Below are 15,018 nucleotides of genomic sequence, written 5' to 3' on the forward strand. Positions count from 1 at the left end.
CAATAAATCTCTTTGTTTCCCAGTGTATGACGGATATCCTCTGCTTTCTCTATATATCTTTCCCATACATGCTGTGTTACCAGCTTCACATGATCTTTGCTTTCTGTGCATTTAGATTTCTTGGGACAATTACAGCAAATATATCCACGGTTTTTGTATTCACGATAGCCATCTCGATTTGTTGTGCTATAAGAAAGCACTTGATTTTCAGGGCAAATATAGCAGTCGTAATACTCATCATAAACGTAGTCATGCTTTCTGAAATAGCCTTCTTTTGTCATCGGACGCTTATACGAAAACAATGGTTCAATTCCATCTAATAGCAGCCTTCTGGCAATCGCCGGTGTCCGGTATCCTGCATCTGCAATAATCATAGAAGGATCAAATGCTTTTACCTTTTCATACAGTGCCTTAAAAGTTCTACTGTCATGCTCATTTCCAGGATGAACGCTATATCCTAAAATCCATCCATGCTGATCACATGCGGTTTCGACTGCATATGCGAAAACATGCTTATGTTCCCCTTTTCGAAACCAACCGCTTTCCGAATCAGTTATACTGCTTTTTTGTGTTTTGACACCGGACGGAATTTCTTCTGAAGCTTCTAAATTTTCTGAACCGTTTCCTCCAGATGCTGGTGGCTGGTAATCATTTTTATCTTTCAATGGTTTTTTAGCATGAGCCAGACGGTCCTGCTCGATTTCTTTTTTTAATTCATCTTCATACCAAAGAGCTTGTTCATGAGCGACTCGTTTCCGCATTTTTTTACTGTTAGCGCAAGCTTTTACATGAGTTGAATCAACAAATATCTGGTCAGTATCTACAAGTTTGTATTTCATGCATTCTTCGAGAATCCTGGAAAAAATCTGTTCAAAAAGATTGGTATCTTTAAAACGGCGTGTATAGTTTTTCCCAAATGTAAAAAAATGTGGAACAGGATCCATCATATCCAGTCCCAGAAACCAACGGTATGCAACATTTACTTCAATCTCTTTCATTGTTTGCCGCATGCTTTTTATTCCGTAGAGATACTGAATAAACGGAATTTTTATAAGCATAACGGGATCCATGCTTGGCCGACCGTTGTCAGGGCAGTATTTTTCTTCTACTAAGTCATAAATAAAATTCCAATCAATGGCTTTATCAATCAAACGGAGCATGTGATTCTGTGGCACCATGTCATCCATACAGAACATCAGCATCTGTTCCCTTTTCTTATCTGCATTTTTTGTCATCATAAAAAACACCGCCCTTCTGACATCATTATATCAGAAAAACGGTTCTAACAATAGCAAAACCCCGCAAAAGCGGGGCTTTGTCTACAGTCTATAACTTCTTACGAAGAAGTGTGATTTCATCTTTCAGGTTATCACGTTCCTGAATAAGTGCTTCTTCCCGTTTGTTGGCAGCATCGACAGTTGCCTGAAGCGTTTTTATCATCTGTTTTAGATCGGTGATCATATCTTTCAGCTCACGCAGCTGGAGACCTTTGGAACTGTCTGCCACGGTTTTCCCCTCCTGTTTTTGATACCTTTATTATACCAAAAAGAGCAGGAAAAACCCAGTAAAACAACGTTTCCAACAGACCTGAAAGTTCCGAAAATACAAGGAAAAGCAGCACTTTTATGTGCACTTTTTTAGTCTTGGATCAGGTGGTTTTTATTGCTTTTGGCTGTTCGATATCAATGCCAGACATCAGCCAGTCAAACTCCCTCCATGTGAGATTCCGCACTTCAGATTTATTTCTTGGCCATCGGTAAGAACCCTGGGATGCCGTCAACTTTTTATAGATCAGGACAATCCCATCCGGTTCTTTCAGAATTGCTTTGATTCTGTCGCATTTGCGACCACAGAAAAGGTAAAGTGAATGATCAAGCTCCATGGAAAACTGATCCTGAATAATCGCGCACAAGCCATCAATAGATTTACGCATATCCGTTCTGCCACATACAATGTAAACAGCATCGACGTTTGAAATATCCGCTAACATACAGGATTCCTCAGTGCATTCAGCAACAGATTTAAAAGAGATGGCTGGACAGAATTGCTCATGCGAATCAGTATCCCATTTGTTTCGATTTCAATTGTATATGAATTGTCAAGGTACATAGAACTGTCCATGGGATTTGAAAGCAGTTCTTCCGGAGAATTCTCCGGTTCTATAGCAATCCGGACCACATCCTGTTTACGGGATGTAAGATCCAGAGTACTGGCTTTTTTAATCGGATCTGGTATCTGGCAGGCCTGTTTTCGCAACCTGGTAACTGCATTATAGAAACTGCTGGGAGCAATTCCGTGTTCTGCACACCAGTTCGCATCCGTCATACCACTTTGCCTGCAGGCTGTCACCATTTCCATCCATTCATCCAGGGAACGTTTTGAAGCACGTTTACAACTCATAATAAATCCTCCAAGTAGAGTGAATTTTTACTTTCTACCATAAAAATGGAGTAAAAATCTACTTACAATCATTATGAGGTATTTGGAAGACGATAGCTAGTTACCCAGAATTTAAGCGCTTACGCAGAATCAGATGGAATGGGTGAGAAGAATGAATAATATCAAAGCAAATGCTGAAGAAATAGCATTGAAAGAAATAATATATTTATAATGCAAAAGGAATCTCTGTTCAAATATTTATTGATAATTAATATTTGGATGGAGATTTTTCATGGACAAATAAACAATGTGGAAGTATAATGAGCAAAAAAGAAGGGAGCGATTGTTATAAGAGAAACACCAGAAAGATTCAAATTAGAAGATACAACAATATGGTCTTTTCCTGAAAGGGGAAATTGGGCTACACATTCAGGAAAATACAGAGGGAACTGGTCTCCGTATATTCCTAGAAATATTATTTTGAGGTATTCAAAGAAAAAAGACTGGATACTAGATCAATTCTTAGGCAGTGGCACAACGTTGATTGAAGCAAAGTTATTGGGAAGAAATGCAATTGGCGTTGATATAAATTCTGAGGCTGTCAAATTATCTAACACAAATCTAAATTTTACTTGTCAAGAAAAATCAAAAATATTCACCAAACAAGGAAATGCAAACAATTTATCATTTATAAAAGACGAAAGTATAGATCTTATCTGTACTCACCCACCATATGCAGATATTATACGGTATAGTAAAGAAATACCAGGAGATATTTCTCATTTAAAATATGAGGATTTTTTGCAGGAACTGGAACAGGTTGCAAAAGAATCATATAGGGTACTAAAAAAGCAAGGAATATGTGCATTTATGATTGGTGATATACGGAAAAAAGGCTATGTGCTACCACTGGGCATGAATTCTATGCAAAAATTCGTTGATGCTGGATTTAAACTTAAAGAAATTATTATAAAAGAACAGCATAATTGCAAAGCTACAGAATATTGGAATAATATAGAAAAAACATTTTTAATGTTGGCACATGAATATATATTCGTGTTGGAAAAATAGAGATATTCACAAAGGAGATACGGGACGAGTGTCGAGTATCTCCTTTGTGAAAAATTATCTACCAAGTAAGAAGCAGTTTATCATGAACAACTTCGTTTTGCATGGTTTGACCAGCGTTTTGCAATCGATCAATCATAGAGGTACCACAGTTAACAAAAATTTCTCTTTCAAATAAATCTATAGGTGGTGTGATAGAAATATCTTTTTTGTTGGATTCACGTGTACCATTGATTGATAACATTACATAAACACCTCTGGCTTTGCATTCAGCTATTTTATTGAATAATGTTTCTATATTGAAAGTTTGAGCACCATAAATAATGCTTTGACTATGAGTATAGGGCGGATCACAATAAACTACGTCACCAGGTTGTGCTTTATCCATACATTCTTCAAATGACATAGTTGAAAAAGTCGAGTTTTTTATAAGATCATGCCATAAATCTACTCTTTTTGAAAATGTTTCTGGTTTAATAGGATTATGTGGGCCTTTTGGAGTAGACATATATCCATCAGCTTTCCGGAAACGGATTATTCCGGAGTAGCATGTACGTGATAAAAGACAGAAATCAAGAGCGTTGTGATTGCTATTAAATCTATCTCTAATTTCATTGTATTTGTTATTAGGATCTTTATAATAACTTTCAATTTCCTTTGAATAATAATCTTTTATTTGCTGCGGATCATATTTGACGATATTAAAAATATCAATTAAAAATGGTAAGATATCGCTGGCATATGAATGAGTAAACATAGGTGTGTTGGTTGTGCTGTTTTGGTATAGTAATTGTGACATTACAGCACCGCTCCCCAAAAATGGTTCATAGTAGTTATTAAATTGTTCGGGCATATATGAAATAATAGTTTCGGCAAAGCGTTGCTTATTTCCGATCCACTTTAATAATGCTGGTACTTTTGACATTGCTTAAACCTCACGTGTAACTTATAGTCTGTAGACTCAAAGTCTACAGTGCTATTATAATTTAACTAGTTGGAGGTGTCAAGCAATGCAGGAAGAAATACGTGTCGCTTATGGAAAAGCAGTAAGAGCAATACGACAAGATAAGAAAATATCACAAGAAGAGCTAGGCGATTTATGCGGACTACATAGGACATATATAAGTGACATAGAACTTGGTAAGCGTAATGTTTCTTTGGAAAATATAGATAAAATTGCGCATGCATTGCAAGTGAAGAAGTCGGAATTATTTATTGAGGTGGAGCAATATGAAGGCATTTAAGGAATTTAGAAGAGAAGATAAATCGTTTTGGTTTTTTATACGATTTATTAGCGAAAAATTGGGATATTCTAGAAAAGGAATCGTTTTAACTTATACAGTAGAGCAAATAGAAAAATTGTGCGACAAAGAGAATATTGAAGTTTCTCCGGATAGAATTAACAAAGCTGTCTTATATTGTAATATGAGAGCTGACTTGTTAAATAATACGATTGAGAAAAATTTGATGGATGTTGATGAGGCTAAGCAGATATTTGAAGAAATGAGAAATAGCGGAAAATATAAATGTAAGCTGATTATGAACAAACAACGTAAAGAGATCAAAAAAGTAAATTATTTTACCGCAATTATTACCATGATAGCAGAAGAAATGCTTGGTGGAGATGAGGAATTTAATCCAGATCCAAGAGGGCTTGTGTATCTGTTGAATAATAGAAAGATCATTGGAGCATCTTCAAGAAGGTTTGATGGAGCATATCCTTCGATTTATAATCCTAAGATAGTGTGGGAAATAAAAGAGTATTATTATTCAAAGTCATTTGGAAGTAGAGTTGCAGATGCTGTATATGAAGCAGAACTTGATGGATATGAATTCAACGAAATATACGATAGAACCGGGCAGCAAGTATATCATGTAATGTTTATTGATAGCCATTATACTTTCTGGGGACAAGGGAAATCCTATTTGTGCAGATTTATTGATACGCTTAATATGGGACTTATAGATGAACTTATTGTTGGAAAGGAAGTTTTGACAAGATGGAGAGAAGTTCTTGAAGAATTTGATGAAAAGTCTTGTTAGTATCAAAGTGAGTGTGGAATAAATAGTTTGAATTAAGTGATATATTTATGAATAATTGGAACTATATAAACATAATATATTAAGAAGAGGAAATAGTGAAAATGGATTTGCAGAAACAACTAATGGAGCAAAAAATGAAAGTTGATTTTAATACTTACGATCTTTCGATAAAAGAATTGATTAGTATGGTAAATGACAAATTGATAAATATTGCCCCTGAATATCAAAGACAATTTCGATGGGATAAGGAGAGGCAGTCTAGCTTGATAGAATCAATATTTTTAGGAATTCCTATTCCCAGCTTATTTATGGCTACGAATGCGGATGGAACATGGGAATTGATAGATGGAGTACAGCGTGTGAGTACTATTTTGTGTTTTGCTGGAACAGATGAGGAGCGAGAAAAAATAGGAACTCCCAATTTGAACGAATTGACATTAGAACAATTAAAAAAATTGACAGAATTTAATGGGAAAAGTTTTACCGAGTTACCGATAGACATTCAAACAAAATTTAAATTATCTAATATAAAAGTTACAACGCTGAGTGATAAAAGTGATAAACAAGTTAGGTTTGATTTATTTGAAAGATTGAATAGAGGTGGTGTTACACTTACTGATCAGGAAATTAGAAGTTGTGTTTATAGGGGTGGATTTAATAATTTTATAAAAGAATTATCTAAGAATCAAGATTTTATCGAATGCGTTCATTTAACGGAAAGACAAGAAAATGACGGAACTAGAGAGGAATTGGTTTTAAGATTTTTTGCATATTTGTATGATTTGAAAAGTTTTGTTCATAGTGTAAGAGATTTTTTAAATGATTACATGGAGAAAGCAGATAAAAAATTTAATTACAGCAAAAATGAGAAAATATTCTGTGAAGTATTTAAGACATTGAATATGGCACTGCCAAAAGGAATTAGTAAAGGAAGAAAAAATACGCCATTGAATCTTTATGAGGCTGTTGCAGTGGGAGCTGCTTTAGCATATCTTAAAAACGGAACAATTAATACAGAGGGTGTGGAAGATTGGATAAAAGATAGTGAACTTATAAAGTATACAACAGGAGCTACGAATACAAAAGAACGCGTCATCAAGAGAATTGAATACTGCAAAAATAAATTCGAGGGATAAAGTGTTGTTTGATGAAATAAAAAATGAGCTGACTCGTAAGGTTTGTGAATTGAAGTTATGGTTAGCTAACATTGATGAGAGAAATCAATATTGTAATATTACAAAAGGGTTATATTTTGTATATATGTATGGGATTTACGAAGAAACAATACGCCAGGTGGTATCAACAACAATAGATGAGTTAAATAATGCAGAAGTAAAGCTTGATGAGTGTGTATATGAATTATATTCGTTGATTTTTTCTGATGAATATGATGGAATGTATAATGTAGGTAATGAACATAAATGGGAAAAAAGATGGAAGTTATCAGATAAAATGATAAATAATCCCAAGATTGTTATTTCGCATGATATGATGCCAACAGATGGAAAAAATATAAGATATAAACAATTAAAAAGCATTGCTAATTCATTTGGTATGAAAGAAAATGTATTACCGAGAAATGAAATTGGCGGTTACATACAGGAAATGGTAGATAATCGTAATTATATTGCACATGGAAATAAAACACCTAAAGAGGTGGGAAGAAATTTTACTATTTTAGATTTAAAAAATAGATGTGATTATATGGAGGAAGTGTGCAATTATGTTATTGCGGAATATGAAGCATATATTCAGGAAAGAAAATATTTAAGGAGATAGAATTAAGAATAGGTTGACATGATAACACTATGATAACAAAATCCCAGAAAACCACACGGACACAGTGGAAAATCCGGGTTTTCCCCCATAAATCACACGAAAAATCACCATTTGCACACCGCAATACGCTAGTCTGATATCAGACGGAACTGTTGAGCATTGGAATCTGATGCTGGACAAGAACGATTTTATGATTAAATCCATCGCACTGGAAAGTGAAAAGAAAGCAAATCAAAGCAAATCCGCTTTTCTTTCCAGAATGTCTCACGATATGCGGACTCCGCTTAATGGTATTACAGGGTTACTGAAAATCAATGAGAATCATTTTGACGACATAGATCTGGTAAAAGAAAACCATAAGAAAATGCAGATAGCCGCGGACTATTTATTGTCTCTCATTAATGAAGTGCTTCAGATGAGCAAGATGGAGGAAGGCAGTATCCCGCTGACACAGGAAGTCATAGATTTTGCCGAATTAACAAATGAAATCATAGTCATCATGGAGCAGCGGGCCAGGGACAGAGGAATTCAGATGCAATTCCGGTCAAATAAACAGGGGCCCCAGTATCCATTTCTTTATGGAAGTCCGGTACATTTGCGGCAGATATTTTTAAACATCTATGGCAACTGTATCAAGTATAACCGGCCTGGCGGAACGATCACTACCGTGTCTGGTTATACGGAAGCGGTCGATGGGATCACGACCTATGAATGCACGATTACCGATACAGGGATCGGCATGGGGAAGGAATTCCTGGAACATATCTTCGAGCCTTTTTCTCAGGAAAAGGATGATGCAAGAAGCATGTATCAGGGCGTTGGGCTTGGAATGGCGATCGTCAAGGGCCTGATCGATAAAATGGGTGGAAGTATTGAGATCAAGAGCGAAGAAGGCGTAGGCTCAAGCTTTATCATACGGATCCCTTTCAAAATTGCCTCGGCGCCAATCCGTGTAAAGGAGCAAAAAACAGAAGCAACCATAGAAAACCTGAATTTACTGCTTGCAGAAGACAACGAATTGAACGCAGAGATCGCAGAAACGCTTTTGTCAGATGAAGGAGCAAAGATCACGGTCGTGAAAAATGGCCTGCAGGCAGTGAAAGCCTTTCAGGAAAACCAATGCAATTATTTTGATGCCATTCTTATGGACATCATGATGCCTGTGATGGACGGGCTGACTGCGGCAAAAACCATCCGGGCAGCAGCGCGCGCAGATGCGAAAACAATCCCAATTATTGCCATGACTGCGAATGCCTTCCAGGAAGATCAGGAACAGTGCTATAAAGCGGGAATGAATGCCCATCTGGCTAAGCCGCTGAATATGGAAAAAGTGATAAGAACGATCTATGAGCAGTGCAGCTACAAGTTGAATGGGAGGCAGCAGAATAAAAAAACCTAACCATTAGTTAATGGTTATCCCATAGGATCCACCGTATAATAACAGTACGGTGGATTTTTTGTATGATAGGAAATTGCGTCCTATCATACAAAAACGCTCCGCGAGGATGCGCACTCGGCGCAAAGGCAGATGGTTGCCGAAGCACCCGCGCCTCGGCGCGAGAATGTGCCAAGGCACATTCTTTTTCATTTCGCAAATAGAGGAGGAATGCAGGATGAAAAAATGGAAAAGTAATTTATTTCCCGTAATCACACTGGCGGTGTGTCTTGGACTTGCTGCCTGCGGTGTAGGAAGAAAGCCACTTGAAATCACCGTAGTGAACCGTACTACATATCCTGTGGAAGACATCCGTATCAGAGAAACGGATGGGAAAGACTGGGGAGAGAACCGCCTGGAGACAACACTTGCCCAAGGCGAAAGCATTAAGATCGATCTGGGAAAATATACGGTGGAAGAACTGGACAGAGGTTTTCAGGTTCAGTTTTACGGTGAGGATGAAAAGCCGGTAAATCCGAACTATGACCCTGATACCGCGACAATTTTGGAAAATGGCAGCTTTTTGATTTTTACACCGCCGGATATCAGCGTTCCTGTGTTTGTGGACAGTGCCTATGATGCGGTAGTCTATGACAAAAAAATTATGGAGCTCTATGCTCTGAACGATGATGGTCGTGGGGATCTGATCCCGAGTGAACGTATTCCTGTTTTGATGGGCGGAGCGCTTCCCTTTACCAATATGCAGAACCTTCGAACGGAAAACAATGAGGATGGAACGTACCGCTATGAGGATTTCACGCAAGATGGCCAGATCCTTATAGTAAATACGGCAGAGCCGACCCGGTTTGTCCCGGAGGTGCAGGATCTGGAAGATTATCTGACAGCCTGCGCCCTGTCATTAAGTGATACGGATACCTGTGAACTGCTATCTGCAAAAGCAAATGAGAAATATACTGAGAACCTGACTTATCCGGTTTATATCGTAACGTATACCGCAGGTCAGAACGAGGATACCCGGAAATGGACGGTATTTGCTGTGGATACTGACAGTTATACCTATCTTTACGGGTTCTGTGAGTCTGTGGATACGGAAGAAGATATGGATGAGATTTACCAAACTATTTTTTCGCAGCTGTATCTGAGTGAGGGAGGTTGATGATATGCCCCTTTGGTTGGCAGTGATATGGATGATAGCAGCTATCGCTGGCCTCATAGCGTCACACAAATATCTTCAAAAGAGCAAGCAGGTGCGTAAATTTTGCATCATTGCCTGTGTGTTTCTGGCATTGATCTGCGCGGTTTATATCGGATTGACTCTCCTGCTTGTGAATGCAGTGCAGGATTAAGTGTATTGTGACAGAGAACGCAATGGTAAGGATATGGAACGATCTGAGTACAAATGAGCAGGAAACAGTAATGTCAATGCCGCGTGGACTTCGGAAGCAAAAGAACAGTTCGAGTATATATATCGGCTGTCCTTTTTTTATTTTTATGCGTTAAAGCAGTGAGGTTTTTCTTGTGTACAGTAGGGTGCCATAGTATAATAAAATCAGTTTTTTTGTATACGTTTGACAAGGGAAAGTGCAGATACAAAGAATGTTTTCCTGTTTGTGGAGGACTATTGTAGCCATGTCTGCAAATGCTTTTTAGGATGATGTGGAGCGCAGCAAAAAGGCAGGAATGAATAAATCGCACAGCCATCGACCGTCGGAATTCATCCGGCGGTCATTTTTTATTCTGAATGGTGTGACAGACTTGTCGAATGTCTTTCTTTGACTTTGCATGTGATCTGCTTTATTATACTTGCAAGAAAGTAACTTACGAGTTACTAACTTACGAGTATAATTATTGGAGGTGAACAGATGAGTCAGTTCTATTGCCGTGATATGAACTTCGAAAGCTGAATAAACGGTATGCAGGTGATAAATTTGAGTGCATCGTTATCTATGGAAGACGGCGTATTGGCAAAACAGCATTGATTAATGAGTTTTGTAAGGATAAACCCACCATTTTCTTCTCCACATTGAATACGACGGGAAAAGAAAATCTGGAAGCGCTTTCAAAGTCAATCATGAGTTTTGAAAGGCAGGATAAGGAGTCTGCACCAGAATTCCGGTCTTATGATGCTGCTCTGGATGAGCTGACAGCACTTTCAAAGGAGAAGCGGATTGTTTTTGTTATTGATGAGTATCCGTATCTTGCGAAAGCGAAGCCATCCATTTCAGTAATGCTGCAGCACATCATCGACCACAAATGGGCAGATTCCAAAATGTATCTGATCCTTTGTGGTTCATCTATGAGCTTTATGGAGAGCCAGGTACTTGGCAAGGAAAGTCCGCTGTATGGTAGACATACTGGTCAGTTTAAGATTGAGCCACTGGATTATAAGGAAACAGCGGTGTTTCACCCGGACCTGTTTGCGGAAGATAATTCCCTGATTTATGGAATCACAGGAGGCATTCCACACTATATCAACAAGCTGGATGTAAAAGACAGCGTGGATGAGGCCCTGTTGGATAACTTCTTTGACCGTTCCAGCTATTTGTATGAGGAGCCTGGAAATCTGCTGAAGCAGGAACTCAGAGAACCTGCTATCTATAATGCAATCAGCAAAGCAGTTGCCGAGGGAGCTTCCAGGCTAAGCGATATTAAGATGAAGGTCGGCGAGGAAAATTCTGTCGTATCTAAATATTTGAAAACATTAATTGGCCTTGGAATTGTCAAAAAGGAAACTCCGATCGCAGAAAAACCAGGCAAGAAAACCATCTATCTGCTGGCAGACAACTTCTTCCGTTTCTGGTATCGGTTTGTGCCTGTCAATATGAGTTCCATTGATTCTGGCAGAATTGCAAAAACTTACCATCACGCTGTAAAGCAGCATCTTCCAGATTACATGGGCCTGATATTTGAAAAGATGTGTCGGGATTATCTGCTTTATTATTCCGACAATCTTCCGATTGAATTGAGCGAAATCGGTCAATGGTGGGGCACAGATTCGAAGAAGAAAAAGCAGATACAGATTGATATTGTCGGAACACCTGTTTCGGGTAAGGACTATATCATTGGTTCGTGCAAGTACAGGAACGGGAAAATTGGTGTGGATGAACTCGATCTGATCAGGGATTACGCATCCGTCTTCGGACAGGGCAGCAACTATTACTATTATATCTTTTCGAAAGGCGGTTTTACGGATGGACTTCTTCAGGCACAGGAGCGGGGCGAGGTTAAACTGATAACGCTGGAAGATTTTTACAGCAGCTGAAAAAGCTCATCAAACATTGAAAGAGATCTACAAGGAATACTGTATATGTAGCTGTTGAGTGGCTCAGTAGGTGTGGATACAATTGCTGGGAAGCACAAACAGAAATTAAAATCATACAAGATCATATTATGAGATTAAGAGAGGCAACTACAAACTATTGGAAAGAAAAATTTACACGTTTTGGGAAAGAAATCATATATTTGGAATTCGAATACCCGTGGCAGGAGGGAATGAACCGTCTGTTTGTTTATCAGAGCTAAAGGTGCCAGAAGATTCGCAGCAAGAAGCCGGATACTGAAGGATAGTGTCCGGCTTCTTTTACGAGGTGCGCCTGACGGCGCACCTCGCAGATGGATATAAATTTCTGGGAGAATGTTTTATTTCTCACGGCAATATTCCCGGATCATTTTCAGAAAATCTCTTGCATGCTGCGGCAGATACCGGTTTTTCCGATAGGCGGCGATGGTAGTTGTGAGGGCCGGTCTGTGGCCGACGGAGAAGCAGAGGGCGCGGTTTCCGGTGTACTGGTTTTCATAATGGAAATAGCTCTCCGGGGCGAAGGCAGCGCCGACGCCGTCCATGGCCAGATGGATCGACATGGAGGAGTTTCTCGTGTGGAGAGAGACCGGTGGATTGATGTTGTACTCTTGAAAGAGATCCAGGGAGATGCCACCGGTGTTCTGGTCCGGGTAGAGGAGAATGAAGTTTTCCTCTTTTAATAGGGAAAGATCCAGCCACGGGTAGCGGAAGCCGGGGCGGGTAATGGCTTTTGCGGCGAGAGGATGGTTTTCATGCAGGACCAGAACGATCTCCTCAGAGCGCAGGATCTGGTAGTCCATGGTCTCGGGAAATTCATGGATATTGTAAAGGGTCAGGTCGATGGATGAGGTCTCCAGACTGTTCTCCGCAATGAAATTTACTGCTTCCATGATATTTAAGGTCACATAGGGGTATCGTTTATGAAACGGTGCCAACATCGGTTCGATCAGCGTGCTACCCATCATGATCGGCACGGCGATGTTTAAGCGGCCGCGCTGGCGGTGAGCGATATCGTCGTATTCCTGCATCCACTCATCGCCGCAGGCAACGATCTGTTCGGCGTAGTGGAGGTAGCGTTCACCCATGTAAGTCGGGTAGTAGCGGTTTTCGTGGCGGCTGAACAGCGGAGCGCCGAGACGTTCTTCCAGGTTCTTTAAGTACTTGCTCAGGGACGGCTGGGAGATATAAAGGGATTCGGCGGCTTTGCCGATGCTCTGGTGGCGGGCGATCGCCAGGATATAGCGGGCTTCTTTTAATTCCATACAGGGGCCTCCTCATAGCTTTACTGCATAAAAATTATAGATAATATGTATTTGACGTATAGTATATCACTTTTTATAATGAATGTAAAATATAAGTGCAATTGATGAAAAAACAAATATTTATAAGAAGCACTAATTAAAACTTATCACGCACAGTTGAGAAAGGGGCAAACCAATGAAAAAGAGCAGTGCATGGTGCATGCTGGTTCCGGGACTGGTGATCTTATTTCTGTTCCTGATGATCCCGCTGCTTCGCGTTCTGGTTCCAAGCGTGTTTACGGGGGATTACCCGTTCAGCGCGTACGTGGACTTTTTTAAGGACGAGTATTACAGAAAGATCTTTTTGAGAACCGTGAAGATCGCGGTCATCACCACCTTTGTCTGTATGGTGGGCGGTATCCCGACGGCGTATTTCATCAGCCGCTGTGATAAGAAATGGAGAGGACTGCTTCTCTCTGCGTCGATCTTTCCGATGATGACAAACTCTGTTATCCGAAGCTTTGCATGGATCAATATTCTCGGCAGCAACGGGATCATCAACAAGGCCATGATCGCTATGGGACTGATCGAGAAGCCGATTAAGCTTTTATACACTGACTTTTCTATCATCATTGGTTCTGTCTACCTGTTCCTTCCGTTAATGATCGTAACGGTTGCCGGTGTTATGGAAAATATTGATGATGATATGATGGAGGCGGCACAGAGCCTCGGAGCCTCAAGAACGGAAGCGTTCATGAAAGTCATCTTCCCGATGAGCCTTCCGGGAATCATCGTCGGCGGTATTCTGGTATTTACCGGAACCCTGACCGCGTACACGACGCCGCAGTTATTAGGAGGCAACAGCAACATGGTCATGGCGACCCTGATCTACCAGAGAGCGATGTCCGTCAGTGACTGGACCGGCGCGTCCGTGATCGCCCTCATCATGATCGTTGTAACCCTGGTTGTGATCAAAGGATTTAACGCTCTGGCCGCACGGCTGGACCGCAGAGGTGAAGATTATGCGTAAAAATAAAGTGTTGACCATATGGGCAGCGATCGTATTTGCATTTTTGATGATCCCGTTACTGATCATCACCGTAACGGCATTCGGCGGCGGAAGCGCCATCACATTCCCGATCGAGTCCTTCTCGACGAAATGGTTCGCGAACGTGTTCGCGTTAAAGTCTTTCCGCAGATCATTCCTGACCAGCCTTGAGGTCGCGCTCCTCGCGACATGCATCTCTCTTCTGGTCGGAATCCCGGCGGCTTACGCGCTGGCGAGAGCCGGTTTAAAAGGAAAGCAGTTATTAAAGTCCATCTTCCTTTCCCCGACAATCGTTCCGGGAATTGTAATCGGCTTTATTATGTACCAGTGCCTGATCCTGACACTCAGGATCCCGGTGTTCGCGGGACTTCTCGCAGGCCATTTTATGGTGACACTTCCGTATGTGATCCGCGTAGTCGGTTCTTCGATGGAGCAGTTCGACTTTTCAATCGAGGAGGCGGCGTGGAGCCTCGGATGCCCGAAGGGAGCGGCGTTCTTCAAGGTCGTTCTTCCAAATGTGACCTCCGGAATTTCCTCAGCATTCATGCTGGCGTTCATCAATTCCTTCAACAACATTCCGGTGTCCATGTTCTTATCCGGACCGGGAGTTTCCACATTCCCGTCAACACTGATGAACTATATTGAATACAACTATGATCCGACCGTATCGGCGGTTTCCGTACTTTTAATGGCAGCTACCGTAGTCATCATGGTGATCGTAGACCGCACACTGGGTATCGCAGCCCTGGCGAAATAAGGAGAA

The 15,018-nt window shown here is 40.4% G+C and carries 15 protein-coding genes and 1 pseudogene; 10 read left to right on the forward strand and 6 right to left on the reverse strand.

The features are described from left to right. Positions 1-2: 2 nt before the first annotated feature. The 4 genes and pseudogenes from DWZ40_RS02455 to DWZ40_RS02470 form a co-directional block, all read right to left on the reverse strand. Positions 3-1,238 (reverse strand): annotated as a pseudogene (locus DWZ40_RS02455) (IS1182 family transposase); the annotation flags it as partial. Between the two features lie 88 nt (positions 1,239-1,326). Continuing rightward, positions 1,327-1,506 carry a hypothetical protein gene (locus DWZ40_RS02460; protein ID WP_243035165.1) on the reverse strand — a complete coding sequence of 60 codons (180 nt, stop codon included), beginning with the start codon at positions 1,504-1,506 and terminating at the stop codon, positions 1,327-1,329. Positions 1,507-1,648: 142 nt separating this feature from the next. After that, positions 1,649-1,990 carry an IS66 family insertion sequence element accessory protein TnpB gene (gene tnpB, locus DWZ40_RS02465; RefSeq protein WP_118540529.1) on the reverse strand — a complete coding sequence of 114 codons (342 nt, stop codon included), beginning with the start codon at positions 1,988-1,990 and terminating at the stop codon, positions 1,649-1,651. Then, positions 1,984-2,400 carry a hypothetical protein gene (locus DWZ40_RS02470; protein WP_118540530.1) on the reverse strand — a complete coding sequence of 139 codons (417 nt, stop codon included), beginning with the start codon at positions 2,398-2,400 and terminating at the stop codon, positions 1,984-1,986. The genes tnpB and DWZ40_RS02470 overlap by 7 nt, the downstream gene beginning before the upstream one ends. 369 nt (positions 2,401-2,769) lie before the next feature. Here DWZ40_RS02470 and DWZ40_RS02480 point away from each other — a divergent pair, with 369 nt between their 5' ends. Further along, entirely contained in the window at positions 2,770-3,450 is a 681-nt protein-coding gene (locus DWZ40_RS02480; protein WP_347560034.1) for a DNA methyltransferase, read from the forward strand. A 58-nt stretch (positions 3,451-3,508) separates the two neighbouring features. On the opposite strand, the gene DWZ40_RS02485 is transcribed toward DWZ40_RS02480, so the two are convergent. Beyond that, a complete protein-coding gene (locus DWZ40_RS02485; RefSeq protein ID WP_118540532.1) occupies positions 3,509-4,372 on the reverse strand; it encodes a Dam family site-specific DNA-(adenine-N6)-methyltransferase in 864 nt (287 codons plus the stop codon). A gap of 85 nt (positions 4,373-4,457) precedes the next feature. Here DWZ40_RS02485 and DWZ40_RS02490 point away from each other — a divergent pair, with 85 nt between their 5' ends. From DWZ40_RS02490 to DWZ40_RS02530, 7 genes are all read left to right on the forward strand, one after another. Next, positions 4,458-4,691, forward strand: coding sequence for a helix-turn-helix transcriptional regulator (locus DWZ40_RS02490; protein WP_118540533.1), 234 nt, complete (start codon positions 4,458-4,460; stop codon positions 4,689-4,691). Further along, positions 4,678-5,490 (forward strand): hypothetical protein, encoded by an 813-nt coding sequence (locus DWZ40_RS02495; RefSeq protein ID WP_118540534.1) that lies wholly within the window; start codon positions 4,678-4,680, stop codon positions 5,488-5,490. Before DWZ40_RS02490 ends, DWZ40_RS02495 begins: the two co-directional genes overlap by 14 nt. Positions 5,491-5,591: 101 nt before the next feature. Next, a complete protein-coding gene (locus DWZ40_RS02500) occupies positions 5,592-6,626 on the forward strand; it encodes a DUF262 domain-containing protein (protein ID WP_118540535.1) in 1,035 nt (344 codons plus the stop codon). A 1-nt stretch (position 6,627) separates the two neighbouring features. Continuing rightward, positions 6,628-7,269, forward strand: a complete 642-nt coding sequence (locus DWZ40_RS02505; protein WP_118540536.1) for an MAE_28990/MAE_18760 family HEPN-like nuclease — start codon at positions 6,628-6,630, stop codon at positions 7,267-7,269. Between the two features lie 190 nt (positions 7,270-7,459). Further along, entirely contained in the window at positions 7,460-8,668 is a 1,209-nt protein-coding gene (locus DWZ40_RS02510) for an ATP-binding protein (RefSeq protein ID WP_243035166.1), read from the forward strand. A gap of 214 nt (positions 8,669-8,882) precedes the next feature. Next, a complete protein-coding gene (locus DWZ40_RS02515) occupies positions 8,883-9,821 on the forward strand; it encodes a hypothetical protein (RefSeq protein WP_118540538.1) in 939 nt (312 codons plus the stop codon). Between the two features lie 786 nt (positions 9,822-10,607). Next, on the forward strand, positions 10,608-11,927 hold the full coding sequence (locus DWZ40_RS02530) for an ATP-binding protein (protein ID WP_243035179.1): 1,320 nt from the start codon (positions 10,608-10,610) through the stop codon (positions 11,925-11,927). A 377-nt stretch (positions 11,928-12,304) separates the two neighbouring features. Here DWZ40_RS02530 and DWZ40_RS02540 read toward each other — a convergent pair whose 3' ends face one another. Next, the gene (locus DWZ40_RS02540; protein WP_118540541.1) at positions 12,305-13,228 is read right to left on the reverse strand and encodes a LysR family transcriptional regulator; all 924 of its coding nucleotides are present in this window, start codon (positions 13,226-13,228) and stop codon (positions 12,305-12,307) included. 175 nt (positions 13,229-13,403) lie between these two features. Here DWZ40_RS02540 and DWZ40_RS02545 point away from each other — a divergent pair, with 175 nt between their 5' ends. Next, a complete protein-coding gene (locus DWZ40_RS02545) occupies positions 13,404-14,237 on the forward strand; it encodes an ABC transporter permease (RefSeq protein ID WP_118540542.1) in 834 nt (277 codons plus the stop codon). Next, positions 14,230-15,012: an ABC transporter permease gene (locus tag DWZ40_RS02550; protein WP_118297651.1), complete on the forward strand. Its 783-nt coding sequence runs from the start codon at positions 14,230-14,232 to the stop codon at positions 15,010-15,012. The genes DWZ40_RS02545 and DWZ40_RS02550 overlap by 8 nt, the downstream gene beginning before the upstream one ends. The last annotated feature ends 6 nt before the right edge of the window (positions 15,013-15,018 follow it).

This window comes from Clostridium sp. AF32-12BH (assembly GCF_003477935.1).
Classification (GTDB): Bacteria; Bacillota; Clostridia; order Lachnospirales; family Lachnospiraceae; genus Brotaphodocola.

What these genes read in the sequence shown, in the direction of transcription:
- tnpB (WP_118540529.1), bottom strand. Translation starts at nt 1,990, where the DNA reads ATGTTAGCGGATATTTCAAACGTCGATGCTGTTTACATTGTATGTGGC.
- DWZ40_RS02470 (WP_118540530.1), bottom strand. Translation starts at nt 2,400, where the DNA reads ATGAGTTGTAAACGTGCTTCAAAACGTTCCCTGGATGAATGGATGGAA.
- DWZ40_RS02485 (WP_118540532.1), bottom strand. Translation starts at nt 4,372, where the DNA reads ATGTCAAAAGTACCAGCATTATTAAAGTGGATCGGAAATAAGCAACGC.
- DWZ40_RS02490 (WP_118540533.1), top strand. Translation starts at nt 4,458, where the DNA reads ATGCAGGAAGAAATACGTGTCGCTTATGGAAAAGCAGTAAGAGCAATA.
- DWZ40_RS02495 (WP_118540534.1), top strand. Translation starts at nt 4,678, where the DNA reads ATGAAGGCATTTAAGGAATTTAGAAGAGAAGATAAATCGTTTTGGTTT.
- DWZ40_RS02500 (WP_118540535.1), top strand. Translation starts at nt 5,592, where the DNA reads ATGGATTTGCAGAAACAACTAATGGAGCAAAAAATGAAAGTTGATTTT.
- DWZ40_RS02510 (WP_243035166.1), top strand. Translation starts at nt 7,460, where the DNA reads ATGATTAAATCCATCGCACTGGAAAGTGAAAAGAAAGCAAATCAAAGC.
- DWZ40_RS02515 (WP_118540538.1), top strand. Translation starts at nt 8,883, where the DNA reads ATGAAAAAATGGAAAAGTAATTTATTTCCCGTAATCACACTGGCGGTG.
- DWZ40_RS02540 (WP_118540541.1), bottom strand. Translation starts at nt 13,228, where the DNA reads ATGGAATTAAAAGAAGCCCGCTATATCCTGGCGATCGCCCGCCACCAG.
- DWZ40_RS02545 (WP_118540542.1), top strand. Translation starts at nt 13,404, where the DNA reads ATGAAAAAGAGCAGTGCATGGTGCATGCTGGTTCCGGGACTGGTGATC.
- DWZ40_RS02550 (WP_118297651.1), top strand. Translation starts at nt 14,230, where the DNA reads ATGCGTAAAAATAAAGTGTTGACCATATGGGCAGCGATCGTATTTGCA.